This window comes from Novosphingobium sp. (assembly GCF_037133355.1).
Classification (GTDB): Bacteria; Pseudomonadota; Alphaproteobacteria; order Sphingomonadales; family Sphingomonadaceae; genus Novosphingobium.
Genome location: NZ_JBAXOI010000001.1, coordinates 223,099 through 246,396 on the forward strand (window position 1 = coordinate 223,099; position 23,298 = coordinate 246,396).

A 23,298-nucleotide genomic window follows, 5' to 3' on the forward strand; every position below is an offset into this window, starting at 1 on the left:
CGCCATGGCCACCCCTACCTTTTCCGTGCTCGGAGCAGACCTTGCTGTGAAGGGCGACATTACCGCGAGCGCCGAACTGCATATCGACGGCCATGTCGAGGGTGACATTACCTGCGCGGCGCTTGTGCAAGGCGAATCAAGCGAGATCCACGGCGCGATCCGCGCCCAATCGGCGCGCCTTGCCGGCACGGTGCGCGGCGGGATCGAGGTGAACCAGCTTATCGTGCTCAAGGCGGCACGCATTCATGGCGATGTCCGGTACGATGTGCTGACCATCGAGCAGGGCGCCCATATCGACGGGCGGCTCAGCCGCGGGCTCGAACCGGTCGATGTCGACACCACGCTCACTCTGGTAAGCTAAGTCAGTCGAGCACAAAAAACCCTCCCGGTTGGGAGGGTTTCATGCGCTATCGAGCCCGGAGTTCCGGGACAGTGAGCCTGTGATCAGCTGTCGGACAGACCTTCCGCACGGCGTGCTTTGAGCCATGCAGCTGCCTCAGCTTCCTGCGCGGCCCGCGAAGCAGCCTTGGCCTGCGCCTCACGCTCTGCGCGCAGTTCCTCGATCAGCGCTTCGCGGTCGTTGCCGAGGCGCAGATTGCTTGCGGTGTCGTCTTCCTCGATGCCTGCCTTCTTCGCAGCCTTGGCCACCAGTCCATCGAGTTCGCGCTGCGAGCAAAGGCCGAGGGTAACCGGGTCCTTGGGATTGATATTGGAGATGTTCCAGTGGCTGCGGTCACGGATCGCGGCAATCGTGTTGCGCGTGGTGCCGATCAGCTTGCCGATCTGGGCATCCGAGATTTCGGGATGATGGCGCAGGATCCATGCGATGCCATCGGGCTTGTCCTGCCGCTTTGAAACCGGGGTATAGCGCGGGCCCTTGGTGCGGCTGACCGAGATCGGCGCCTTCTGCATCCTTAGGCGATACTCGGCGTTGACCTGACCGCGCTCGATTTCGCTCTGCGTCAGTTCGCCCGAGTGAACCGGATCGCGCCCGGTGTACTTGGCGCCAGCAAGGTCATCGGCCATGGCCTGAACCTCAAGGATGTGCAGCCCGCAGAACTCGGCGATCTGCTCGAAGGTCAGTGCGGTGTTGTCGACAAGCCACGATGCCGTGGCATGGGGCATCAGCGGATAGGTTGACTGGTTGCTCAAGGGGAGCCTCTCCGGACAGCGGAAACAATAAGGGCCGCCCCTCGCGGAGCGGCCATCTTGCCGGTGATGTAGGCGACACGGCTGCTTACGGCAAGCCCATTCCCGCCGCTTCCGATACTTGGGCCGATCGGCCGACTATTCGCCTACCGCCAGCACAATCTTCCCGATATGCGTGCCGGCTTCCATCCGGGCATGCGCCGAAGCCGCTTCGCGAAGGGGTATGACCTCATCCATGACGGGTCGCAACTGGCTGTCCGCCACCAGCGGCCAGACCGTCTGGTGGATTTCATCCGCGAGCAAGCTTTTGAATTCTTTGGACCTCGGCCGGAGAGTTGATCCGGTGAGCGTCAGCCGCCGCCGCATGACCTCGGCCATGTTGAGCTCGGCCCGCACACCGCCCTGAACGGCGATCGTCACATGCCGGCCATCGTCACACAGGCACTTCAGGTTGCGTGCGACATAGTCTCCAGCCACCATGTCGAGCACGAGGTGCACGCCTTCACCCTGGGTAAGCCGGGTCACCTCTTCCACGAAGTCGCTCGCCTTGTAGTCGATCGCATGGGCCGCGCCGAGCGCCAAGGCAGCCGCGCATTTTTCCGGGCCGCCGCACGTGACGATCACTGTAAGACCGAACAGCTTGCCAAGAAGGATGGCCATCGTGCCGATCCCGCTGGTGCCGCCATGAACGAGTATGTGCTCGCCCTCCGTGGCCCAGCCGCGCTCAAACACGTTATGCCAGACGGTGAAGAGCGTTTCGGGCAGTGCGGCCGCCTGAAAAAGCGGCAGGCCTTCCGGCACGGGCAGGCAGTGCCCCGCTTCGGCCAGACAGTATTCGGCATAGCCGCCGCCAGAGACGAGCGCGCAGACCATCTGGCCAACGAACGGCGTCGTGACGCCATCGCCAGTAGCGACGACCTGTCCGGATACTTCCAGTCCCGGGATCGGCGAGGCGCCCGGTGGCGGCGGATAGAAGCCCTGACGCTGGATGACGTCGGGCCGGTTCACCCCGGCGAAGGCAACGCGCAGCAAAACCTGACCAGCACCAGGCACCGGCAAAGGGAGTGTTTCGGGCCGCAGAACGTCCGGGCCTCCGGGCGCATCAAAGCTTATGGCAGTCATCGTCGCTGGTAACGGCCTCATGCCATGCCCCCTTGATGCGATGCAGCGGTAACGGTTTGAGCCGGACAAACGTAACGGCACGCAGCGCCAACTACCGTTGGAGCAGGTTGACAGCAAGGCTCAAGCGGTCACAAAGTGACAAGTGATGGAACTCGACGAGCGCCCGCGCCGCATCGGCGATCTGGCCAGCCAGCTGGCAACGGAGTCGCTTGACAGCTTTTCGCACCACGAACTGGATGAGCGGATCGCTTTGCTCGAGACCGAGATCGCCCGGGTCGCGGCGCACCGTGACAAGTCTGCCGCGCATCGCCGTGCGGCGGAGGCACTTTTCGGGGCCCCCGCACCAGAGGGCAGCGGATCATGATACGCGCCGCCCTTCACGCAGCAGGGCGGCATACCCATATTGCCTCGTTGCCGGGTAATGATCCCGGCGTAACGTTTCTGTTTTGCATGCCCGGTTTAGCCTCGGTTAATCGCAGGCATGCTCCATTCCCGCAAGGGATCCACCCGAGGTCGGCATCTGGCCGGCCGGCCAGAAAGAAGTGCCATGCCCAGTTTCGCGCAAAGCCTTGAGAAAACGCTGCATTCTGCGCTCAGCAATGCATCGGAGCGCAGCCATGAGTACGCAACTCTCGAGCATCTTCTGCTGGCCCTGATCGATGACCCGGACGCGGCGCAGGTGATGCAGGCCTGCGGGGTCGATCTGGGCGACCTTGGCGACGTGGTGCGCCAGTACCTTGATCAGGAGTACCAGTCGCTCAAGACCCAGGACAAGGCCGATCCGCAGCCGACGGCGGGTTTCCAGCGAGTCATTCAGCGCGCGATCCTCCACGTCCAGTCTTCGGGCAAGGACACCGTAACCGGGGCGAACGTTCTCGTGGCGCTGTTCTCGGAGCGCGATTCCTACGCGGTTTACTTCCTCCAGCAGCAGGACATGAGCCGGCTCGATGCGGTGAGCTTCATCAGCCACGGCATCGGCAAGGGCGGCCGTCAGGTCGAAAGCCGCAGCCCCAAGGGGAGCGAGGAAGCCCAGCCGCAGCAGGAAGAAAAGGCCGACGCCAAGGCCGGCGCAAAGAAGGATTCTGCGCTTGACCAGTTCACCGTCAATCTCAACGAGAAGGCGCTGAACGGAAAGGTCGATCCGCTGATCGGCCGCGGACCCGAGGTGGATCGCACAATCCAGATTCTGTGCCGCCGCTCCAAGAACAATCCGCTCTATGTCGGCGATCCGGGCGTGGGCAAGACCGCAATTGCAGAAGGCCTCGCGCGCAAGATCGTCGAGGGCGAAGTGCCGGAAGTGCTCAGCGAGGCGGTTATCTATTCGCTCGACATGGGCGCGCTGCTTGCTGGGACGCGCTATCGCGGCGATTTCGAGGAGCGGCTCAAGCAGGTCGTCTCCGAACTCGAGAAGATGCCTCACGCGATCCTGTTCATCGACGAAATCCACACGGTGATCGGCGCCGGCGCGACCAGCGGCGGGGCCATGGATGCCTCGAACCTGCTGAAGCCCGCGCTTTCGGGCGGCACGATCCGTTGCATCGGCTCGACCACCTACAAGGAATTCCGCAATCACTTCGAGAAGGACCGCGCTCTGCTGCGCCGGTTCCAGAAGATCGACGTGAACGAGCCGACCATCGAGGACACGATCAAGATCCTCAAGGGCCTGCGCACGGCCTTCGAGGAGCACCACAAGGTGCGCTACACGCCCGATGCGATCAAGACGGCGGTCGAACTGTCGGCGCGCTACATCAACGACCGCAAGCTGCCCGACAAGGCGATCGACGTTATCGACGAAGTCGGCGCGATGCAGATGCTGGTGCCGCCCTCGAAGCGCAAGAAAGTGATCACTGCACGCGAGATCGAGCAGGTCATCGCGACGATGGCGCGCATCCCGCCCAAGTCGGTCTCGAGCGACGACAAGAAGGTGCTTGAACATCTCGACCGCGATCTGAAGCGGCTGGTGTTCGGCCAGGACAAGGCGATCGAGGTGCTGGCAAGCGCCATGAAGCTCAGCCGCGCAGGCCTGCGCGATCCGGACAAGCCGATCGGCTCGTTCCTGTTCTCGGGCCCCACCGGCGTCGGCAAGACCGAAGTGGCACGCAGCCTGGCCCAGATCATGGGCATACCGCTCCAACGCTTCGACATGTCGGAATATATGGAGCGCCACTCGATCAGCCGGCTGATCGGTGCGCCCCCGGGCTATGTCGGGTTCGATCAGGGCGGCCTGCTCACCGATGCGATCGACCAGCAGCCGCACTGCGTGCTGCTGCTCGACGAGATCGAGAAGGCGCACCCCGACCTGTTCAACATCCTGCTGCAGGTCATGGACAACGGCCGGCTCACCGATCACCACGGCAAGACAGTCGATTTCCGCAATGTCGTTTTGATCATGACGACCAACGCGGGCGCCAGCGACATGGCTCGGCAGGGGATCGGCTTCGGTGATGTATCGAAGGCCGATGCGGGCGACGAAGCGGTGAAGAAGATGTTCTCGCCCGAGTTCCGCAACCGGCTCGACGCCATCGTGCCCTTTGCCTACCTGCCGCCCGAAGTTGTCAGCCGCGTGGTCGACAAGTTCATCCTCCAGCTTGAACTGCAGCTGGCCGAGCAGAACGTGCACATCCAGTTCGACAGCGATGCCCGCGCCTGGCTTGCCAAGCAGGGGTATGACCGTCTCTATGGCGCGCGCCCGATGGGCCGTGTGATTCAGGAGAAGGTCAAGAAGCCGCTGGCCGAAGAACTGCTGTTCGGGAAGCTCGCCAACGGCGGCGAGGTCCATGTCAGCCTCAAACACGAGGAAGGCAAGGATGCCGCGCTGTCCTTCGAACTGACCCCGGCCGCGCCGAAGCTGGTCAAGAAGAAGGCGCGCAAGGGCAAGGGCGGCTCGGCCACGGCAGACGAACCGAACACCGACGAGGCATAAGCACCACCAACGCCCTTCCCTTCCCCCCGCTGCTGGCGGGAGCGGTTGGGGAGGGCGACAGTGCAGTTCCTTCTTATGACGGTGGATTTTGTCCGTATCGAAGCGCGCGTTGCCTTTCTTCGCACTGACGAAGGCGGTCGCAGTTGTCCGATCCGTGGTGCCGGCAGTTTTCGACCCAACCATAACTTTTTCGGCCCGGACGATCGGGAGATGTGCATCGGGTCGATCGAATTGATCGCTGGCGAGGAAGTCCATCCCGGGGATACAGTCCGGAAGATCGTGACCTTCGTATCGTCACCGATAGTTGTTTCCGAGGTGCAGGAAGGGCGCACATGGCGCATCCAGGAAGGACCGCATCTCATTGCAATCGGCACCGTGCTGAGGATCCTTGATTCGCCGTCTGGCGTTTGAGATAGCACCGAACAGCCCTCCCCAATTCCCCTCTGGAACCCAGGCTCGGCATGGGCCATTCCTCAGTCCATGGTCGGCTGTTTCTCGTGGATCAAAGCGGAGCCCATGGGTATCCGCATCGTACCGGCCGATGCCTGGATCGATCCGTCTCGCGCGGTGGAGCGGGCACTGGTCACGCATGGCCATGCGGACCATGCGCGAGGCGGGCATGGCCAGACCATCGCCACGCCTGCAACGCTCGCGATCATGGCGGTGCGGTATGGCGTGGCTGATGGTGCGCTCCCGGCGCCCTATCATGAACCCGTCGCGCTGGCGGGGGGTGTGACAGCAACTTTCCTGCCCGCGGGGCATGTGCTCGGCTCCGCACAGATTCTCCTCGAACATGCAAGCGAGCGGGTAATCATAACCGGGGACTACAAGCGCAGCCGCGATCCCACATGCGAGGCCTTTGCGGTCACACCCTGCGACCTGTTCATCACCGAGGCCACGTTTGGTCTTCCTGTATTTCGCCATCCCCGCATTGCCGACGAGATCGCACGGCTGCTGGCGGCACGCGCGGCGAACCCCGAGCGCTGCATGCTGGTGGGGGCCTATGCGCTGGGCAAGGCGCAACGCGTGATCGCAGAGCTGCGCGAAGCGGGTAGCGACGAGCCGATCTATCTCCACGGCGCGATGGAGACGATGTGCCGGCTCTACGAGGAGCAGGGCGTGCTACTGGGCGATCTGCGGCCAGTGGCAGGGGTGCCGAAGGCCGAGTTGGCAGGCGCGATCGTGATCTGCCCGCCTTCCGCCTTGAACGACCGCTGGAGCCGCCGGCTGCCGGATCCGCTCACGGCAATGGCCAGCGGCTGGATGCGCGTGCGCCAGCGCGCCCGCCAGCGCGGTGTGGAACTGCCGCTGGTCATTTCGGATCATGCCGACTGGGACGAGCTCACTTCGACCATAGCCGAGGTGAACCCGGCCGAGACCTGGATCACCCATGGACGGGAAGAAGCACTGCTGCGCTGGTGCGAAATCCACCAGCGCCGCGCCCGCGCCCTCGCGCTCACCGGCTATGAGGACGAGGATGACTAAGCGCGCCTCATTCCCTCCGATCCGGGGAGGTATGCGATGAACCGCTTTGCCGCGCTCCTTGATGGCCTGCTGCTCACACCGTCACGCAACGGGAAACTGACGCTGATCGCGGCCTATCTGCGCGAAACGCCCGATCCGGATCGTGGCTGGGCACTGGCGGCGCTGACCGGTGCTGTCGATTTTCCAGCGGTCAAAGCCGGGACCGTGCGCGGCCTGATGGCGGAGCGGGTCGACCCGGTGCTCTGGGCGCTGTCGCGCGATTTCGTAGGCGACACAGCTGAGACCGCAAGCCTGCTCTGGCCTGAGCCCGAGCTTGCTCCGCAGGGTCCAACACCGACCTTGGGCGAAGTCGTGACGGCTCTTGGCGCGACCACGCGCAGCGCCGCACCCACGTTGCTCGCCAACCTGCTCGACCGCCTCGATACGGCCAGCCGCTATGCGCTGATCAAGTTCGCGACCGGCGCGCTGCGCATCGGCATTTCGGCGCGGCTCGCCAAGGTGGCGTTCGCGCAGGCTTTCGGCGTGCCTGTCGATGAAGTGGAGGAATACTGGCACGGCCAAAGCCCGCCCTACCTGCCCCTGTTTCAGTGGGCGACCAGCGCCGCCCCGCCGCCGCGGACCGATCTGCTACCGCTGTTCCGGCCGTTCATGCTCGCACATCCGCTGGAAGATGAAGCCATCAGCCTCACCGACTATGTTGCCGAATGGAAATGGGACGGCATCCGGGTGCAACTGGTCCACGTGAACGGCGAGACGCGCCTGTACTCTCGCGGCGGTGACGAAATTTCAGCCAGCTTCCCCGAGATTGCTGCTGCGCTGCCCTTCCCGGCCGTGCTTGACGGCGAACTGCTGGTGCGCGGCAATCAGCAAGGCGGCGAATCGGGAGGTGCGGCGAGCTTCAACGCCTTGCAGCAAAGGCTGGGCCGAAAGACCGTTTCGAAAACCATGCTGGCAGAAGCGCCCGCGTTCGTGCGGCTTTACGACGTGCTGATCGAAGGCAGCGAGGACCTGCGCGAGCAGCCCTGGGCTGCGCGCCGTGCAAGGCTCGAAGCTCTGTTGCCCCGGCTTGATCCCGAACGCTTCGACCTTTCGGAAACCATCGCGGCGCAGAACATCGAGGCCCTCGCCGAGATCCGCGCGGGCGCGCGCGATGCAGCGATCGAGGGCGTCATGCTCAAACGCCGCGATTCGCCCTATGTTGCAGGGCGCCGGGCGGGATTGTGGTACAAGTGGAAGCGCGAGCCGCTGCTGGTCGATTGCGTGCTGATGTATGCGCAGCGCGGCTCTGGCAAGCGCTCCTCGTTCTATTCCGATTTCACCTTTGGCTGCTGGGGCGGCGATCCCGATTCCGGGGCCGAGCTGCTGCCCGTCGGCAAGGCCTATTTCGGCTTCACCGACGAGGAACTGAGGTGGCTCGACCGGCATGTGCGGCAGCACACGATCGCCAAGTATGGCCCGGTGCGTGAGACCGACAAGAGTCTGGTGTTCGAAGTTGCCTTTGATTCTGTGCACGCCAGCAAGCGCCACAAGTCCGGGCTTGCCATGCGGTTCCCGCGCATCAACCGCATACGGCAGGACAAGCCCGCGCATGAGGCAGACCAGCTCGAGACTTTGCGCGCTATGGTGACTTGATCTGCATCAATGTGGCCTGGCAGGGGGACTGGCATGGCCCGACCATCCGCAATCCTTGCCCTGGAGTTCGAGAACCTTGGCCACCCCAGCCGCAACCGCTTCGCAAGGCGCCTTTGATCGAATCGGTGGCCATGCAGTTCTGCGCAGGATCACCGATCGCTTCTACGATCTGATGGAGCAGGACCCGGCCTACGCCGGGCTGCGTGCGATACACGCGCCCGACCTCGCGCCGATGCGCGCCTCGCTGCCCTCGTTCCTCGCCGGCTGGAGCGGCGGGCCGCGCGACTGGTGGGACAAAAACCCCGGCAAGTGCATGGTGAGCCTGCACGCGCCTTTCGCCATAGACCGGGACATTGCCGGACAATGGGCGGATGCAATGCGCAGGGCGGTATTCGACAGTGCGCCTGCCGACGACCCAATAACCGAAGCGCTTGCCGACGTGCTTGGCCGGATGGCCTTGGGCATGGCCAAAGGCTGATTTGCGGGCAACGCCCAAGCATGTAGGCTCGCAGCCATGCATCGTTACGATCGCCCGCGCCGCCAGTTCGCGATAGCCCTATCGGGCTTGGCGGGCTTCGTTGATGCGGTCGGGTTTCTCTCGGCGGGCGGCTATTTCGTTTCCTTTATGTCCGGCAACACCACACGGCTGGGTGTCGCCCTTGGCGTTGACCCCGTGCAGGCACTCCTACCTGCGCTCTTGATCACGGGGTTTCTGTGCGGCGTGACGGCAGGCGCCTTGATTGCCTTGCACACGGGGCGGCTGCGCAAGCCGGCTGTGCTGGCGCTGGTGGCCGGGCTGCTGCTCGCCGGAGCGGGCGCACGCGCCGCCGGGGCGGAGAACCCAATGCTGTTGGCGCTCGTGCTGGCGATGGGCGCAATCAACAACACGTTCCAGCGCGGCGGCGAGGTAACCGTTGGGCTGACCTATATGACCGGCGCCTTGGTCCGGCTGGGGAAGGGATTCGCGCTCTGGCTTGCCGGAAAGGCCGAGCCCGGTTGGCCCGCATGGGGGGCATTGTGGGCCGGCTTGCTGTGCGGCGCGGTCCTGGGAGCGTTCCTGCAAGACCGGCTGCCGCAAGGCTGCCTGTGGATCGCCGGAGCTTGGGCCATGGCCATGGTGCCGGTTGCGTTCAGGCTTCCAGCGGAATCCTGAAGAGCTTTTCCCGCGAAGTTGCGCCGCGCAACAAGGATATCTGCGCGGCAGGCACGCCGAGCGCTTCGGCGAGCAGATGGGCAACCGCCGCGGTGGCTTTCCCATCCTCCGGCTTGGACCGCACCTTCACCAGCACGCGTCCTTCGATGATCTGGATCCCTTCGCTGCGCGCTCCGGCTGTTACCCTGACCGCGATCCGCCCAGCGTGATCAGCAAGCGCGAACAAGGATGCGGCGGGCGGGTGATCAGCCTTTGGTCGGGCCATCTGCGGCCAGAGCTGCGCTGTGCGCCCGCGCGTTTCCGACATAGTGCGCAACACCCAATTGCATTTCAGCAAGCGCCGCGTCGGTCAGGTCGCGCATATAGGCAGCCGGGCGCCCGCCCCAGAGCTGGCGGGGGGCAATACGCTTGCCCGGCGTGAGCAGCGCACCTGCCGCCAGCATCCCGTCGCCCTCGATCACCGCGCCGTTCATCACCACTGCACCGAGGCCGACAAAGGCCCGGTCCTCGAGCGCGCAGCCGTGCAGCATAACCATGTGGCCAACGAGCACATCTTCACCGATCAGTGTGGGAAAGCCTTGAGGGTGGCGCGGGTCGGGGCTGTCGCAATGAATCACGGTCCCGTCCTGGATATTGGTGCGCGCACCGATCACAATGCGGTTCACGTCGCCGCGGATCACGCAGTTGTACCAGACTGATGCGTCGGGGCCGATCTCGACATCGCCGATAATCCGGCAGCCGGGCGCAATGAAAGCGCTGGGGTGAATGCGCGGGGCCTTGCCGTGGATTGCGGCAATAGTGACGTCGTGACGCATGAAGGTCCCTTCAGTTGGCTGCCAGCCGGGGGCGCTGGATACGATAGAGAATGTGCGGGCGCAGGGGGTCGCCCTTGGCAAGATCGGGGTGATCGAAATCCTCGTCCGAATGGCGGACCATGCCCAACCGCTCCATCAAGCCCCAGCTGCGCGTATTGGCAAGATTGGTGATCGCCATGATCGACGATACGGGCAGGCTTGCCCATGCCCAGTCGAGCGAAGCATCTGCCGCCTCGCGCGCATAGCCCTGCGCCCAGGCGTGGTGCGCCAAGCGCCAGCCGATCTCGTGTTCGAAGATCGGCGGACGAGGTGGCATGATCCCACAAAAGCCGATGAAATCGGTCTCGGCCTTGCGCTCCAATGCCCAGAAGGCGTGGCCGTGGGTATTCTGGAGTGCCATCATCCGATCAACCGAAGCGTCGCTCTCGGCGCGGGTCAGGGGCGGAAGATGTGCCATGACGCGCGGATCGCAGGCCATGGCCCAGAACGGCTCGCGATCCTCGTCGCGCCAGGGGCGAATGATCAGACGCGGCGTCTCGATCATGCGCCCATGAGGCGCGCCGCATGCAGCGCATGGTACGTCAACACGCCGGAGCAGCCCGCGCGCTTGAATGCCAAGAGCGTTTCGAGCACCAGCGCATCACGGTCGCCCGCGCCAACCGCAGCTGCCGCCTCGATCATCGCGTACTCCCCGCTCACCTGATAGGCGAAGACGGGAACACTGAAGGCTTCCTTCACGCGCAGCGCGATATCGAGATAGGGCAGGCCGGGCTTGACCATGACGCTGTCTGCGCCCTCGGCCAGATCCAGCTCGACCTCGCGCAAGGCCTCCTCGGCATTGGCGGGATCCATCTGATAGGTTTTCTTGTTGCCCTTCAGCAGGCCGCGCGAGCCCACCGCATCGCGGAACGGGCCGTAGAACGCAGAGGCATACTTGGCAGCATAGGCCATGATCTGGACGTTGATGTGTCCAGCATCTTCGAGCGCATCGCGGATGGCACCGATCCGGCCGTCCATCATGTCGGAAGGGGCGATGATATCCGCGCCAGCAGCCGCCTGGTTCAGGCTCTGCCCGACCAGCACATCGACAGTCGCATCGTTGAGGACATAGCCGGCATCGTCGATAAGCCCGTCCTGCCCATGGCTCGTATAGGGATCGAGCGCCACGTCGGTCAGCACACCGAGCGATTCGCCGCAGGCGTCCTTGATCGCCTTGATCGCGCGGCACATCAGGTTGTCCGGGTTGAGCGCCTCGGCGCCGTCCTCGCTGCGTCGCTCGGGCTGCGTATTGGGAAAGAGCGCAACGCAGGGGATGCCCGCAGCCGCAGCCTCGCGCGCCCGTTCGGCCACCAGATCGACAGACCAGCGGGATACGCCCGGAAGCGATCCGATCGGCTCCTCGATGCCGTGGCCTTCGGTCACGAAAAGCGGCCAGATCAGATCGGCTGGCGTGACAAGCACCTCGCGGTGCAGGGCGCGGCTCCACGCGGTAGCGCGGGTGCGGCGAAGGCGGACGTTGGGATAACCGGCGGACATGGCCACGTTCTAGGCGCTGCCGGCTCGTTGGGCAACCGGTTGGGCGCATGTAACGCGGAGCGCTGCCTAGCGCTGGGCGCCCACGACCGCGCTTGGGCGTACAGAAAGCAAGGCCTGCAGCCGGGCCTTGAAAGCCGCTACCTGCTTCGGATCGACCGCTTGTTGACGCTGCACCATCCGCACAGACATGGGATCAACCGTTTGTCCGTCGCGATAGACCTCGTAATGCAGATGGGCTCCGGTCGAGAGCCCGGTCGAGCCCACATAGCCGATGATCTGCCCGCGCCGCACGGCCATGCCCGGCGCCACGGAGATCCGGCTCATGTGGCCATAACCCGTGGCGATACCGCCACCATGTTCGAGCCGGACATAGTTGCCGTGCCCGCCGTGCCAGCCGGCATATTCGACCCGTCCATCGGTCACAGCATAGATCGGTGCGCCCCAGGAGGCCCCAAAATCGACGCCGGAATGCATCCGTACGTAGCCGAGGATGGGGTGGCGCCGCATGCCGTATCCCGAAGTGAGGTGCCCGGCGACCGGTGCCCCGAACAGGCCGCTGTCGTTCTGGCTTGCGCCGGTCAGATCGGCGAGCGAGGTGAGGGTCCCCTCGGCGCCCCAGCGCAGCAACTGCGTGCGGGGCTGGCCTCCGCGCAGGATGCCGGCATAGAGCAGATCGCCGACCTCGCCTTCTCCGTCGGGCGTGTGCTTGTAGGAAACAACGAGGTCGAACGCGTCGGTCGTCGCTATGTCCTCGAACGGCACCGCCTGATCGATCGCGCGCAGATAGTCCTGCACCGCGCTGGGCGGGGCACCCGCGGCCCGTGCCGAACGATAGAGGCTCGCCCCGACAAGGCCCTGAACCCGCAGCGGGGTCACTTCCACGGCGATGGGCTTGCGGGCTAGAGCCAAGCCTCCGCCTTGCCGAGTTATCGCAAGAGCAAGATCGAAGCGTGGCCGAAATGTCATGACCATGAGCGGGCGCGGATCGGACGGACTGGTGCGCGCCCCCAGCGTGATCGAAAAGCGGGTCCCCGGGGCGATGTCTCCCAGCGGCAGGGCGCTGGCGACCATAGCCGCCACCTGACCGGCGTCTCCCGAGCCCACACCGGCTCGTTGCAACATGCGGGGAAGACTGTCGTTCTCACCGATGGTTGCCGCGAGCTGGATCACCGGGCGTTCCGGCGCAGCCGCAAGCCGGACGACCGCATCGCCAGCAGCAAAGTGCCGTCCCTGTGTTGCTCCGAGTGAAAGAGGGCGAACGGACTGGGCGCGGAACTCACGCCGGGCGGCCTCGTCCAGCACAACGAGCGGTGCCGCTTCAAGCGGAGCAAAGCGTGGCCAGAACATAAGCGCGAGCACAATCAGGGCGACCAGAAGGCCGAGACAACGGAACCAGCCGGCGCTGCCCACATTTTCGGCAAGATCGGGTGCAAGCGATCGCTTCGCCGCCCAAGCCTCGATCCTGCGGCAGATGGCATCCCAGCGCCGCGCCGCAGGGTGCGCACTTTCGCGGAAGCTGGGGCGGGGTGGAGGTGGCGGAGCAACATGAGGCAGGATCGGAACGCGGCGTCCGGGCGCAACGCCGGGCCGTGCGCGGCCGAAGGTCACGCCGCCGGCTAGCCCCAGATCTTCGCGCGGACCCAACACGGTGGTCGCTTCCCCTTTCGCTCCCGGAATTGAACCGTTCAGTCCCGGGACGCCTTGTGCCGACGCCCGGGAATCCCTGCACCAGCAAGGTTAATTCAGCGTAAAGGCATGAGCTCACCGGGGGGTGTGGCTCGGGCTTGGGACACTCGCTTCCAGTCGGATCCGCGGAAAACCTCGGCGGAGCATGGTCACGACGGGCGGCATTGGTTATCGTGCCCGTGATCTGGGCAGAAACAGGGCAGGATGGCGCAGGCATGAGCGAGGCACAGGTATTGGGCGATGCCATCGGAGCAGGGCTAACTGCGCGGGCGATCGAACCGAGAGCAGGCGAAGGCGATGAGGGCCACACCCATGAAAGCGCCTGCCTCAACTGTGGCACACCACTGGTAGGCTCCCACTGTCATTCCTGCGGGCAAGCGGCGCACGTCCACCGCACGCTCGGCGCATTTTTCCACGATCTTCTCCACGGGGTTTTCCACTTCGAGGGAAAAGTCTGGCGCACTCTTCCGATGCTGGCTTTCCGCCCCGGCAAGTTGACCCGCGAATACATCGACGGTCGGCGGGCGAGCTATGTCTCGCCGCTTGCACTGTTCCTGTTCAGTGTTTTCCTGCTCTTTGCTGCAATCAGTTCCACGGCCGGAAAGATGGAGATTGCCGCGGAGGACCAGGCAAAGGTCAAGGCTGAGGCCGCCAAGGGCGTCGCCGAGGCCCAGAAAGGCCTGCCGGAGCTCCGGCAGAAGCGCGCCGAGCTGGTTGCGAAGGGTGAAGACACCGACGATGTCGATCAGGAAATCAATAGCCGCGAGCAGGTCGTGGCGGTGGCAGGCCGGTTGGCAGGCGGCGAGCATATGAAGTCAACGGGCTTTTCCATGCTCGACTACGCAATTGACGAAGCCTCGGCCAACCCCACGCTCGCGGTCTACAAGATGCAAAGCCACGCCTACAAATACAGCTGGGCGCTGATTCCGATCTCGGTGCCGTTCCTGTGGTTACTGTTTCCCTTCAGCCGCCGATTTCACCTCTACGACCACACGGTTTTCATCACCTACTCGCTCAGCTTCATGTCCTTGCTGAGCGCCTCCGCGATGGTGCTGGGCGCCTTGGGGGCGCCTGCCGTGGCCGGCCTCCTCATGTTGACTCCGCCGCTACACATCTACCGCCAGCTGCGCGGCGCTTACGGTGTCTCGAGGTTCGGCGGGCTCATGCGCACGATCGCGCTCGGGCTTTTCGCTTTCCTGGCCCTTCTGATTTTCACGATCCTGATCGCGGCGCAAACCGGGGCAGGCTGAGCCGACAACATCAGCAATCAAGCACGAATGGCCCGGCGGCGCGGGCTTCCAGCGCGATGTGCGCTTTGGCCGCTTCGGCGAGAGGAAAACAGCCTCCGAGCGTGAGCGGGAGGTCTCCCGCCTCGATTGCAGCGAACAGGCGGGCCGAGGCTGCAAGCAGAGTGTCGCGCGTCGAGATATAGGGCCAGAGAAACGGGCGCGAGACTTTCGCCGACTTTGCACCGAGCCTTGACAGGTCAAATGGGGGAATAGGGCCCGAGGCCTGACCATAGTGCACAAGATGACCTTTCACCGCGAGCGAGGAGAGCGATCCCTCGAAGGTATCAGTTCCGACCGCGTCATAGGCAGCAGTGACACCGGTGCCGCCAGTGAAGGCCATGACCCGCGCTGCGACATCTTCCTCGCGGTAAAGAATAACCTCTTCGCAGCCCGCAGCCTGAGCGATCGCGGCTTTCTCCGGCGAGCCCGCCGTTCCGATCACCCGGCCACCACGCAGGCGCGCCATGCGGGCGACAAGCTGACCAACGCCGCCGCCAGCGGCCTGCACCAAGACAGCCATGCCTGAACCGACAGGCTCGACCTCATCCACAAGGGCCTGTGCCGTCAGCCCCTTGAGAAACCACGCCGCAGCCACACCATCGTCGATCCCCGTTGGCACAGGAACGGCAAGCGCAGCGCTGATCACCCGCACACGGGCATAGGCGCCATAGTTTCGCGAAATGTAGGCTATTCGGTCGCCCGGTATGAAGTCAGCAACACCTTCTCCCACCGCCTCGACGGTTCCGATGGCCTCAAGCCCCGGGGTGCCGGGCAGGTCAAGCGTGCGATAAGAGCCCGAGCGGACGTAGATATCGTGGAAATTGACCGATGCGGCCTGCTGACGGACGAGGAGTTCGCCCGGGCCCGGATCAGGCACATCGACCGGCTCGATCTGCAGGACTTCGGGGCCGCCATAAGCGCGGATAACAATAGCCTCGCTCGCAATACCCACGGCAATATCGATCCCTTGCGAGGACTCAGGCGCCGGCCGGCTGCGGATCACCCGAGCCGGAGAAGCGACGCCCGGCACGTGGGACGGTCGTGCCTTGCGCAGTGGCCGGCCGTGCGGGACCGCTCGGCGCCTCCGGCCGGTCGATCTTCCCGTTCTCCATCAGCGCGCGGATATCCTCACCACTCAGAGTCTCGTATTCGAGCAGGGCCTGGGCCAGAAGGTGAAGCTTGTCCTCGTTTGCCTTGAGAATATCGGTCGCGCGGACATGGGCGCCATCGACCAACATGCGAATCTCGCTGTCGATGAGCTTGTTGGTCTCGTCCGACATCATGGTGCGCTGCGACCCGCCCATGCCGAGATAGCCTTCCTGCGCCTCCTCGTACTGGAGAGGCCCGAGCTTGTCCGACATGCCCCACTTGGTCACCATGTTGCGTGCAAGGCTGGTGGCATACTGGATATCGGAGGATGCACCCGACGACACCTTGTCGTAGCCGAAGATCAGCTCCTCAGCGACGCGGCCACCCATGCTGACCGAAAGGTTCGCATGCATCTTGTCACGGTGGTACGAATAGCTGTCTCGTTCGGGCAGGCGCATGACCATGCCCAGCGCACGGCCGCGCGGAATGATCGTCGCTTTGTGGATCGGATCGGAGGCTGTCTCGTTGATCGAGACGATCGCATGGCCCGCCTCATGATAGGCAGTCATCTTCTTCTCGTCGTCGGTCATGACCATCGAGCGGCGCTCGGCGCCCATCATGACCTTGTCCTTGGCGTCCTCGAACTCCTGCATCGCGACCAGTCGCTTGTTGCGGCGGGCGGCGAGAAGGGCAGCTTCGTTCACGAGATTGGCAAGGTCGGCGCCGGAGAACCCGGGCGTGCCGCGCGCGATCACGCGGGGCAAGACATCGGGTGCGAGTGGAACTTTCTTCATATGGACGCTGAGGATCTTCTCGCGACCATCAATGTCGGGGATGGGCACGACGACCTGCCGGTCGAAGCGGCCCGGGCGCAGCAGCGCCGGATCGAGTACGTCAGGCCGGTTGGTTGCGGCGATAATGATGATACCCTCGTTCGCCTCGAAACCGTCCATCTCGACAAGCAGCTGGTTGAGAGTCTGTTCGCGCTCGTCGTTCGAATTGCCGAGCCCATGGCCACGATGCCGGCCGACCGCGTCGATTTCGTCGATGAAGACGATGCAGGGCGCGTTCTTCTTGGCCTGGTCGAACATGTCGCGCACGCGGCTCGCACCGACGCCGACAAACATCTCGACGAAATCCGAGCCGGAAATGGTGAAAAAGGGCACGCCAGCCTCACCCGCGATGGCGCGGGCCAGCAAGGTTTTGCCGGTACCTGGCGAGCCGACGAGCAGCGCGCCTTTGGGGATCTGGCCACCAAGCTTCGAAAAGCGGCTGGGATCACGCAGGAACTCGACGATCTCCTCCAACTCCTCGCGCGCCTCGTCGATACCGGCGACATCATCGAACGTCACTTTGCCCGACCGCTCGGTGAGGAGCTTGGCCTTCGACTTGCCGAAGCCCATTGCGCCGGATCCGCCGCCCTTCTGGACCTGACGCAGCGCAAAGAAAGCCACACCGAGGATCAACAGGAACGGCAATGACTGCGCAAGGATGTAGAGCAGAAGGTTGGGTTCCTCCTGCGCCTTGCCCGCATAGCGCACCCCGTTTTCCTGCAGCAGCTTGGTCAGTTCGGCATCGCCGGGAACCGGCACGGTGGCGAAAGGCTGGTCGTTCTTGAGTGTCCCGGTAATCCGCTCGGGACCGACCTGCACTTCACGAACCTTGCCCTCGGCCACGTTTGCGCGGAAATCGGAATAGGGGATCATGGTCCCGGCAGGATCCGCCCGCGTATTGAACATCGAGACGACGAGAAGCAGGGCCAGAAAGATGCCACCCCAGATCAGGAGGCTCTTGATCCAGGGGTTACCCTGCGGCTGGTCGTCGTTCATGGCGCGGCTTTCGATCCGGAAAATGCTGGTACCCTCAATGTAGGATGCGCGGGGGGAATGGCAATATAAGCCGAAGCGCGATTTTCATGCCCCAAGGGACGTCCTTTCAATGAAACGGGCCTTCAGGGAATCGGGCCCTCAGGGAGTCGGGCGAACCCGCGGTGGGGGCGCAGCAGTGAACCGCCACTCCTCCTCTCGCCCGTCCCCGCGCACGCCTGCCAGCGTCGCGATCTCGCCGGCCACCAGCCGATCGTGCCAGCGCGCCAAAGCGCTGCCCCGGGGCGTACCTTCACCAAGCAATGCCACAATCCGCTCAAGGACCCGCAGCCCAACAGCCCGGGGTGTGTCCGCAGGAGTCCAGCAGAGCACCTTTCCTTCCATTCTGGCTTCGGCAAGACAGCGCCGGGCCGCCCACTCTAGCGCCGCGTCGGCTTCCGCAAGATGGCGGGTGCTGGCCACCACCGCCAAGGGGTCGAGCCCGGTCGCTCCGGCAAGGGCGGCACGCACCCTCACCCGCTCGAAACGCGGATCGCTGTTTGAAGGGTCCTGCACCGGAGGGAGGCCGGCCTCCGCAACGATTTGGGCGAGTTCACTTCTCCGCCACTCGAGCAGCGGCCGCAGGAGTTCGAAATTCGGCCTGCCGGGCATGCCGGATCGGGCCCGCATGGCTGCAAGACCGCGAACGCCGGCGCCCCGGTTCAGCCGCATCAGAAAGGTTTCTGCCTGATCATCCGCATGATGCGCGGTCACGATGGCTGCGAGACCGGTCGCCTCGGCCCAGTCCCCCAGCGCGGCATAGCGCGCTTCACGGGCACGTTCCTGCAGCGCCGACCCGCGTTCCAGCTGCAATGGCAGCGCTGCATGCGCAATGCCGCGAGCGGCACAGATTGCGGCAACATAGGCCGCCTCGGCAGCACTTTGCGATCTCAGGCCATGGTCGACCGTTGCAACAAGGAACCGCCCGGGCAAAGCATCGGCGGCCAGCAGAAGGAGAGCCAGGCTGTCCGGCCCGCCCGAAACCGCCAAGCCTACAGGGCTACGCTCGGGCCAGAGCTTCGCCCAAACTTCGGCAAACCGATCCGAAAGTGCGCTATCAATTGCAGGTAACCGGCTTGATGGCCGCCTCATATTGCAACTTCAACCGCCCGGTCAGTTCAGCCGGATAGGTCTTGCGAAATTCGTCAAAGGCGACGCAGGCGCGGTTTTCCTCCTTCAGGCGGCTCATCGCCACGCCAAGGTAGAGCAGACTGTCAGCCGCCCGATCGCCTTTGCCATCGGACTGATAGTTCTGGAGAAAATACTGGGCTGCCGTGCCCGGCTTACCGTCGTCGAGGTAGGCCCGTCCGAGCAGGTTGCGCGCATAGCTGATCCGCGCGTGGCGAGGGAACTGCTGAACGACGCGAAGCAACTGCTGCTGTGCCTCGGGGAAGAACTTGGCCTCCCACAGGCGGTAGCCATAGGAATACTCGTCCTCACCCTTGTCGTTGGTCGAAGGCTTTTCGATCGCCATGACCGCAGCGACCCTGTCCGACGTCGGGTCGGCTTTGCCAGCAGCAGGCTTTGCTGCCTCCGGCTTTGCCGGTGCGGGCTTCGCTGCAGGCTTGGGCGGTTCAGTGGCGGGTACCAGCGCCACCGCAGGCGGGCCGGCCGGCGCGGGCCGCGCCGCTGCGTCGGTGGATTCCAGCGCGGCAATCCGTGCGTCAAGCTTGGCCAGATGGTTCTGGTTCTCCTCGCTTGCCGCAGTAAGGCGCTGCAGCTGAGCTTCGACAGCGTCCATGCGGGTCAGGAGATCGGTAACGGCGGTCGGGCCCGTCGCCGGTGCCTGTGCGGCGCTCGACGGCGACACGATCTCGGGCCAAAAGGTCTTGCCGACACCATCGGGGAACACCTTGCGCTGCACAGCCCGAAGTTCCGCCTCGATGCGGCGCAGGCGAACGTCTGTGCTTTCAGGGGCTGCCTGCGCATGAGCGGCCGGCACGAGTCCGGCAGGCAGCATTGTGCCCGAGAGAGCGGCAAGCATCAGCGCAAGCGACGAACGCGCAAGGCCAGAGCCAATCGTGGTCTTCATCATCACTCCCGTCCGATCAGTGCCCTTGCCATGCGCTGCCTTGACCATCGCACGCAAGCTTCCGGGCACGATTTGCAGTGTGAATTTCATGTTTACGCGAGGACGCGACCAGTCACCAGCCGGTCATCGGCTGGGCGACCCTATTGCAATCCCTCCAGGCGGGGTCGTTGCACGAGCAGGTGCTGGCGGACGGGCGAGAAGGCTGGCGGCATCGATCGGCACATCCTTCATCACCTTTTCCGCCTCGGCAAGACGGGGAATGGGCTGTCCACCGATCGTAATGGAAAGCGCGTCGGGCCGCCCTGTCCACAACTTCGGCCCGACCGCATCGCCAGGCACTGCGTAGCTTTCCCCCTTGGCGAGTTGCTTCTGCATGAGCTGCCGACCTTGCCCGTCGTAGAACTTGACCCAGATCGCCTCTTCAAGGGCTGTGAAGACGACTGGTCCGCCGGCAGCAGGGCGAGAACTCGCCGGAGCAGGCGTGGATGCAGCCTGGCGCCGCGTCAGCGCGGCCGAGGGTTGCTCTTCATCCTTGACAAGAGAGGGTAGGGAAACGGCGGGCGCATAATAGCTGCGCCAGAACACCCCGCCCATGGCAAGGATCGCCGCGACAAGAAGGAGTGCCAGCCATCCAACCAGCCGCGAGGGCGTTTTCGACGGATCCCCCACTTCGAACTGATTGAGCGCCCTCGGTTCGGCGCGCGGCGCGCTCCCTTCGAGTTCGGCCCGCACCGCTTGGGCAATCGACGAATCGTCAAGCCCGACTGCTCGCGCGTAGGCCCTTGCAAAGCCGATGACATAGGGCCGACCGGGCATCACGCTGAAGTCCCCGGCCTCGAGCGCTTCAATATGGCGGAGCGTGATCCGCGTCCGCCCCGCGACTTCACCTGCCGAGAGTCCCAGTGCCTGCCGAGCAGCGCGAAGACTTGCCGATGCGGTCGGGTTCACGAGGTTGATCGGGCGAGCGACTTCGGGCTCGTCGGTATCGGAACGCAGAGACGCCTGATCCGCCGCCGGCGCGGGTGGATCCTGCGAGGGGCCCGAGGAGGCCATGTTGCTTCCGCCGTCCTCTGTCACGGCGCGGCTCCCGTCGTCCATCGTTGTTCCGGGCTTTTCCTGGATAGTTTGCGAACCCGCCAACGAGGCAGCATGGCTGCGGCCAAAAAGTCAACGCTTTTGAAGCAGCCGGAGCACAATGCGAGCCCTTGGCGCGACAAGATCACTCGCAATCAATGCCATGCGCACCAGCCCATGTGGCGATCGCCCCGCGCAAATCGGCCGGAGGCTGAGCAAGCCAGCCGTCCATCGCAGCGCGAATCGCCGCAATCTCGACCTTGCGTACGAGTTCCTTGATGGGGCCGACCGCCGCAGGCGTGATCGAGAGGCGGGTAATGCCGATCCCGAGGAGGGCGAGTGCCTCAAGCCGCCGGCCGCCCATCTCGCCACAAACCGTAACATCGGTGCCGGCCGGCGCCACGGCCAGGACAACCCGTCGCAGAAACCGCAGGATCGCAGGAGACAGCCAATCATACCGCTCGGCAAGCTTCGGATTGGACCGGTCAGCGGCGAACAGGAACTGGGTGAGGTCGTTGGTGCCAATGGACAGGAACGACAGCCGCGGTGCCAGCAGATCAAGGCATTCCGCCAATGCGGGCACTTCAAGCATGGCGCCGTAGCGGATCGCATCGGGCAGCACCTTCTTCTGCTGCCTGAGAAACGCGAGCTGACTCTCGAACACCGCCCTTGCCGCATCGAACTCCCACGGTTCGGTGACCATCGGGAACATGACATTCAGCGTTCGTCCGCCAGCAGCTTCCAGCAGCGCGCGGGCCTGCACCTTGAGCAGCCCTTCCCGTTCCAGCGCGACACGCAGCGCGCGCCAGCCCATCGCAGGGTTTTCCTCGCTCTCGCCATCATTGTGCCTGAGATAGGGCAGCACCTTGTCACCGCCGATATCGACCGTGCGGAAGACAACCGGTCGATCCCCAGCTGCATCGAGCACGTCGCGGTAGAGCCTGGTCTGCCGCTCCCGTGCGGGAAGCGTGGCAGACACCAGAAACTGAAACTCGGTCCGGAACAGTCCGATACCATCTGCCCCGGTCAGATTGAGCATGGGCATGTCATCGCGCAGGCCTGCGTTGATCATGACCCGGATGCGGTGCCCGTCAGCCGAGACCGGCTCGACATCCCGCATCGCCGCGTAGTGCGCCTGGCGCTCACGATTGCGGGCAAAGCGGGCTTCGAATGCTTCAATCAGGCTAGGTGCCGGCCGCACATCGACCACGCCCTGGTCGCCATCGAGCAGCAAATGGTCGCCTTCGCGCACTTTGGCACGCAAGGCGCGGATCCGTCCGACGACCGGGATTCCCATCGCTCGCGCGACGATAACGACATGAGCGGTGAGCGAACCCTCCTCCAGGATCACGCCTTTCAGACGGCGGCGATCATATTCCAGAAGCTCTGCCGGGCCGAGATTGCGCGCGATAAGGATGGCATCGCCTTTGAGACCAAGGCTGGCCGCTGTGCCCAGCTGCCCGGAAACGATGCGCAGCAGCCGGTTTGAGAGGTCTTCCAGATCGTGCATGCGATCGGCAAGGAGCGGATCGTCGATCTGGCGCATGCGCATGCGGGTGCGCTGCTGCACCCGCTCGATCGCGGCTTCCGCGGTAAGCCCGGAATCGATCGCTTCGTTGATGCGCCGGCTCCAGCCCTCATCATAGGCGAACATCCGATAGGTCTCGAGCACCTCCTCGTGCTCCCCGCCCATGCCGAACTCCGCCTGGCTCGCCATGCGGTCGATCTGCTCGCGCATCTTGTCGAATGCGAGATAGACACGCTGCCGTTCCGCCTCGGTGTCCTCGGCAACGACATGCTCGATGGTCACGCGGGGCTGGTGGAAAACCGCCACGCCGCTGGCGAGCCCCTTGACCAGGGTCAGCCCCGCAATTCGCTCATGCCCGGTCATGTGGGCATCGGCTCCGAGCGCATCTTCCTCGTCGATCAGACCGGCATTGGCGATGAGCTCGGAAAGCACCATCGCAACCGTCTGGAGCGCCTCGATCTCGACTTCCTCGTAGCGCCGGGGCTCGACGTGCTGGACGCCGAGCACGCCGACCGAACGCGCGCGCCGCACAATCGGGACGCCGGCGAACGAATGGAAGCGCTCCTCACCGGTTTCCGGGAAAAACGCAAAGTCCGGATGCGCCACAGCTTCGGCAAGGTTCAAGGTCTCGATATTGGCGGCAATGGTTCCGACGAGCCCTTCGCCCACAGCCATGCGCGTCACGTGAACCGCAGCCTGGTTGAGACCGCGCGTGGCGAACAATTCGAGCATGCCCTCGCGCAGGAGGTAGATCGAGCAGACTTCGCTGTTGAGCTTTTCGCCGATGATGTCGACGATCTGATTAAGCTTGGCCTGCACACCGGCGCGGGAAGCCATGACCTCGTGAAGCGAGGTCAGGATCGCTCGGGCGGCGGCGGCAGCGGTGATCATGGCCCAAGGCCTAGCGCAGCGAGGGCCTT

22 protein-coding genes are annotated in these 23,298 nt (G+C 64.4%); 9 read left to right on the plus strand and 13 right to left on the minus strand.

Going from position 1 to position 23,298, the window contains the following annotated elements:
• Window positions 1–4 precede the first annotated feature (4 nt).
• Entirely contained in the window at window positions 5–361 is a 357-nt protein-coding gene (locus WCL10_RS01125) for a polymer-forming cytoskeletal protein (protein WP_336893767.1), read from the plus strand.
• A gap of 83 nt (window positions 362–444) precedes the next feature.
• On the opposite strand, the gene WCL10_RS01130 is transcribed toward WCL10_RS01125, so the two are convergent.
• Window positions 445–1,152 (minus strand): DUF1013 domain-containing protein, encoded by a 708-nt coding sequence (locus tag WCL10_RS01130; RefSeq protein WP_336893768.1) that lies wholly within the window; start codon window positions 1,150–1,152, stop codon window positions 445–447.
• A gap of 135 nt (window positions 1,153–1,287) precedes the next feature.
• The gene (locus WCL10_RS01135) at window positions 1,288–2,292 is read right to left on the minus strand and encodes an NAD(P)H-quinone oxidoreductase (RefSeq protein ID WP_336893981.1); all 1,005 of its coding nucleotides are present in this window, start codon (window positions 2,290–2,292) and stop codon (window positions 1,288–1,290) included.
• A gap of 124 nt (window positions 2,293–2,416) precedes the next feature.
• Between WCL10_RS01135 and WCL10_RS01140 the strand changes: the two genes are divergently transcribed.
• From WCL10_RS01140 to WCL10_RS01170, 7 genes are all read left to right on the plus strand, one after another.
• Window positions 2,417–2,635 (plus strand): DUF1192 domain-containing protein, encoded by a 219-nt coding sequence (locus WCL10_RS01140; RefSeq protein WP_336893769.1) that lies wholly within the window; start codon window positions 2,417–2,419, stop codon window positions 2,633–2,635.
• Window positions 2,636–2,818: 183 nt separating this feature from the next.
• On the plus strand, window positions 2,819–5,194 hold the full coding sequence (gene clpA, locus WCL10_RS01145) for an ATP-dependent Clp protease ATP-binding subunit ClpA (RefSeq protein WP_336893770.1): 2,376 nt from the start codon (window positions 2,819–2,821) through the stop codon (window positions 5,192–5,194).
• Window positions 5,195–5,254: 60 nt separating this feature from the next.
• Entirely contained in the window at window positions 5,255–5,605 is a 351-nt protein-coding gene (locus WCL10_RS01150; RefSeq protein ID WP_336893771.1) for a hypothetical protein, read from the plus strand.
• A gap of 69 nt (window positions 5,606–5,674) precedes the next feature.
• Complete coding sequence (locus tag WCL10_RS01155) at window positions 5,675–6,679, plus strand: ligase-associated DNA damage response exonuclease (protein ID WP_336893772.1); 1,005 nt, start codon at window positions 5,675–5,677, stop codon at window positions 6,677–6,679.
• A 36-nt stretch (window positions 6,680–6,715) separates the two neighbouring features.
• Entirely contained in the window at window positions 6,716–8,311 is a 1,596-nt protein-coding gene (locus WCL10_RS01160) for a cisplatin damage response ATP-dependent DNA ligase (RefSeq protein WP_336893773.1), read from the plus strand.
• A gap of 76 nt (window positions 8,312–8,387) precedes the next feature.
• Window positions 8,388–8,789: a group II truncated hemoglobin gene (locus WCL10_RS01165; protein WP_336893774.1), complete on the plus strand. Its 402-nt coding sequence runs from the start codon at window positions 8,388–8,390 to the stop codon at window positions 8,787–8,789.
• A 36-nt stretch (window positions 8,790–8,825) separates the two neighbouring features.
• The gene (locus WCL10_RS01170; RefSeq protein ID WP_336893775.1) at window positions 8,826–9,464 is read left to right on the plus strand and encodes a YoaK family protein; all 639 of its coding nucleotides are present in this window, start codon (window positions 8,826–8,828) and stop codon (window positions 9,462–9,464) included.
• Here WCL10_RS01170 and WCL10_RS01175 read toward each other — a convergent pair.
• The 5 genes from WCL10_RS01175 to WCL10_RS01195 all read right to left on the minus strand — a co-directional run bounded on the left by WCL10_RS01175 (window position 9,442) and on the right by WCL10_RS01195 (window position 13,459).
• On the minus strand, window positions 9,442–9,729 hold the full coding sequence (locus WCL10_RS01175; protein ID WP_336893776.1) for a DUF167 domain-containing protein: 288 nt from the start codon (window positions 9,727–9,729) through the stop codon (window positions 9,442–9,444). The two genes, WCL10_RS01170 and WCL10_RS01175, sit on opposite strands and share 23 nt — an antisense overlap.
• Complete coding sequence (locus tag WCL10_RS01180; RefSeq protein WP_336893777.1) at window positions 9,710–10,279, minus strand: gamma carbonic anhydrase family protein; 570 nt, start codon at window positions 10,277–10,279, stop codon at window positions 9,710–9,712. Before WCL10_RS01180 ends, WCL10_RS01175 begins: the two co-directional genes overlap by 20 nt.
• Window positions 10,280–10,289: 10 nt before the next feature.
• Window positions 10,290–10,823 (minus strand): GNAT family N-acetyltransferase, encoded by a 534-nt coding sequence (locus WCL10_RS01185; protein ID WP_336893778.1) that lies wholly within the window; start codon window positions 10,821–10,823, stop codon window positions 10,290–10,292.
• Complete coding sequence (hemB, locus tag WCL10_RS01190) at window positions 10,820–11,815, minus strand: porphobilinogen synthase (protein WP_336893779.1); 996 nt, start codon at window positions 11,813–11,815, stop codon at window positions 10,820–10,822. Before hemB ends, WCL10_RS01185 begins: the two co-directional genes overlap by 4 nt.
• 66 nt (window positions 11,816–11,881) lie before the next feature.
• Window positions 11,882–13,459, minus strand: a complete 1,578-nt coding sequence (locus WCL10_RS01195; RefSeq protein ID WP_336893780.1) for a M23 family metallopeptidase — start codon at window positions 13,457–13,459, stop codon at window positions 11,882–11,884.
• A gap of 257 nt (window positions 13,460–13,716) precedes the next feature.
• Between WCL10_RS01195 and WCL10_RS01200 the strand changes: the two genes are divergently transcribed.
• On the plus strand, window positions 13,717–14,751 hold the full coding sequence (locus WCL10_RS01200; RefSeq protein ID WP_336893781.1) for a DUF3667 domain-containing protein: 1,035 nt from the start codon (window positions 13,717–13,719) through the stop codon (window positions 14,749–14,751).
• A 10-nt stretch (window positions 14,752–14,761) separates the two neighbouring features.
• Here WCL10_RS01200 and WCL10_RS01205 read toward each other — a convergent pair whose 3' ends face one another.
• The 6 genes from WCL10_RS01205 to ptsP all read right to left on the minus strand — a co-directional run bounded on the left by WCL10_RS01205 (window position 14,762) and on the right by ptsP (window position 23,269).
• Window positions 14,762–15,742 carry a quinone oxidoreductase gene (locus WCL10_RS01205; protein ID WP_336893782.1) on the minus strand — a complete coding sequence of 327 codons (981 nt, stop codon included), beginning with the start codon at window positions 15,740–15,742 and terminating at the stop codon, window positions 14,762–14,764.
• A 25-nt stretch (window positions 15,743–15,767) separates the two neighbouring features.
• A complete protein-coding gene (gene ftsH, locus WCL10_RS01210) occupies window positions 15,768–17,708 on the minus strand; it encodes an ATP-dependent zinc metalloprotease FtsH (protein ID WP_336893783.1) in 1,941 nt (646 codons plus the stop codon).
• Between the two features lie 138 nt (window positions 17,709–17,846).
• Complete coding sequence (tilS, locus tag WCL10_RS01215) at window positions 17,847–18,734, minus strand: tRNA lysidine(34) synthetase TilS (RefSeq protein WP_336893784.1); 888 nt, start codon at window positions 18,732–18,734, stop codon at window positions 17,847–17,849.
• Window positions 18,735–18,801: 67 nt separating this feature from the next.
• Window positions 18,802–19,866 carry a tetratricopeptide repeat protein gene (locus WCL10_RS01220; protein ID WP_336893785.1) on the minus strand — a complete coding sequence of 355 codons (1,065 nt, stop codon included), beginning with the start codon at window positions 19,864–19,866 and terminating at the stop codon, window positions 18,802–18,804.
• A gap of 33 nt (window positions 19,867–19,899) precedes the next feature.
• On the minus strand, window positions 19,900–20,874 hold the full coding sequence (locus WCL10_RS01225; protein WP_336893786.1) for a RodZ domain-containing protein: 975 nt from the start codon (window positions 20,872–20,874) through the stop codon (window positions 19,900–19,902).
• Between the two features lie 121 nt (window positions 20,875–20,995).
• On the minus strand, window positions 20,996–23,269 hold the full coding sequence (gene ptsP, locus WCL10_RS01230; RefSeq protein WP_336893787.1) for a phosphoenolpyruvate--protein phosphotransferase: 2,274 nt from the start codon (window positions 23,267–23,269) through the stop codon (window positions 20,996–20,998).
• Between the last annotated feature and the right edge of the window lie 29 nt (window positions 23,270–23,298).

Coding starts and splice junctions, on each gene's coding strand:
- WCL10_RS01125 (WP_336893767.1), top strand. CDS start 5: ATGGCCACCCCTACCTTTTCCGTGCTCGGAGCAGACCTTGCTGTGAAG.
- WCL10_RS01135 (WP_336893981.1), bottom strand. CDS start 2,292: ATGAGGCCGTTACCAGCGACGATGACTGCCATAAGCTTTGATGCGCCC.
- WCL10_RS01140 (WP_336893769.1), top strand. CDS start 2,417: ATGGAACTCGACGAGCGCCCGCGCCGCATCGGCGATCTGGCCAGCCAG.
- clpA (WP_336893770.1), top strand. CDS start 2,819: ATGCCCAGTTTCGCGCAAAGCCTTGAGAAAACGCTGCATTCTGCGCTC.
- WCL10_RS01155 (WP_336893772.1), top strand. CDS start 5,675: ATGGTCGGCTGTTTCTCGTGGATCAAAGCGGAGCCCATGGGTATCCGC.
- WCL10_RS01160 (WP_336893773.1), top strand. CDS start 6,716: ATGAACCGCTTTGCCGCGCTCCTTGATGGCCTGCTGCTCACACCGTCA.
- WCL10_RS01170 (WP_336893775.1), top strand. CDS start 8,826: ATGCATCGTTACGATCGCCCGCGCCGCCAGTTCGCGATAGCCCTATCG.
- WCL10_RS01175 (WP_336893776.1), bottom strand. CDS start 9,729: ATGGCCCGACCAAAGGCTGATCACCCGCCCGCCGCATCCTTGTTCGCG.
- WCL10_RS01180 (WP_336893777.1), bottom strand. CDS start 10,279: ATGCGTCACGACGTCACTATTGCCGCAATCCACGGCAAGGCCCCGCGC.
- WCL10_RS01185 (WP_336893778.1), bottom strand. CDS start 10,823: ATGATCGAGACGCCGCGTCTGATCATTCGCCCCTGGCGCGACGAGGAT.
- hemB (WP_336893779.1), bottom strand. CDS start 11,815: ATGTCCGCCGGTTATCCCAACGTCCGCCTTCGCCGCACCCGCGCTACC.
- WCL10_RS01200 (WP_336893781.1), top strand. CDS start 13,717: ATGAGCGAGGCACAGGTATTGGGCGATGCCATCGGAGCAGGGCTAACT.
- ftsH (WP_336893783.1), bottom strand. CDS start 17,708: ATGAACGACGACCAGCCGCAGGGTAACCCCTGGATCAAGAGCCTCCTG.
- WCL10_RS01220 (WP_336893785.1), bottom strand. CDS start 19,866: ATGAAATTCACACTGCAAATCGTGCCCGGAAGCTTGCGTGCGATGGTC.
- WCL10_RS01225 (WP_336893786.1), bottom strand. CDS start 20,874: ATGGACGACGGGAGCCGCGCCGTGACAGAGGACGGCGGAAGCAACATG.
- ptsP (WP_336893787.1), bottom strand. CDS start 23,269: ATGATCACCGCTGCCGCCGCCGCCCGAGCGATCCTGACCTCGCTTCAC.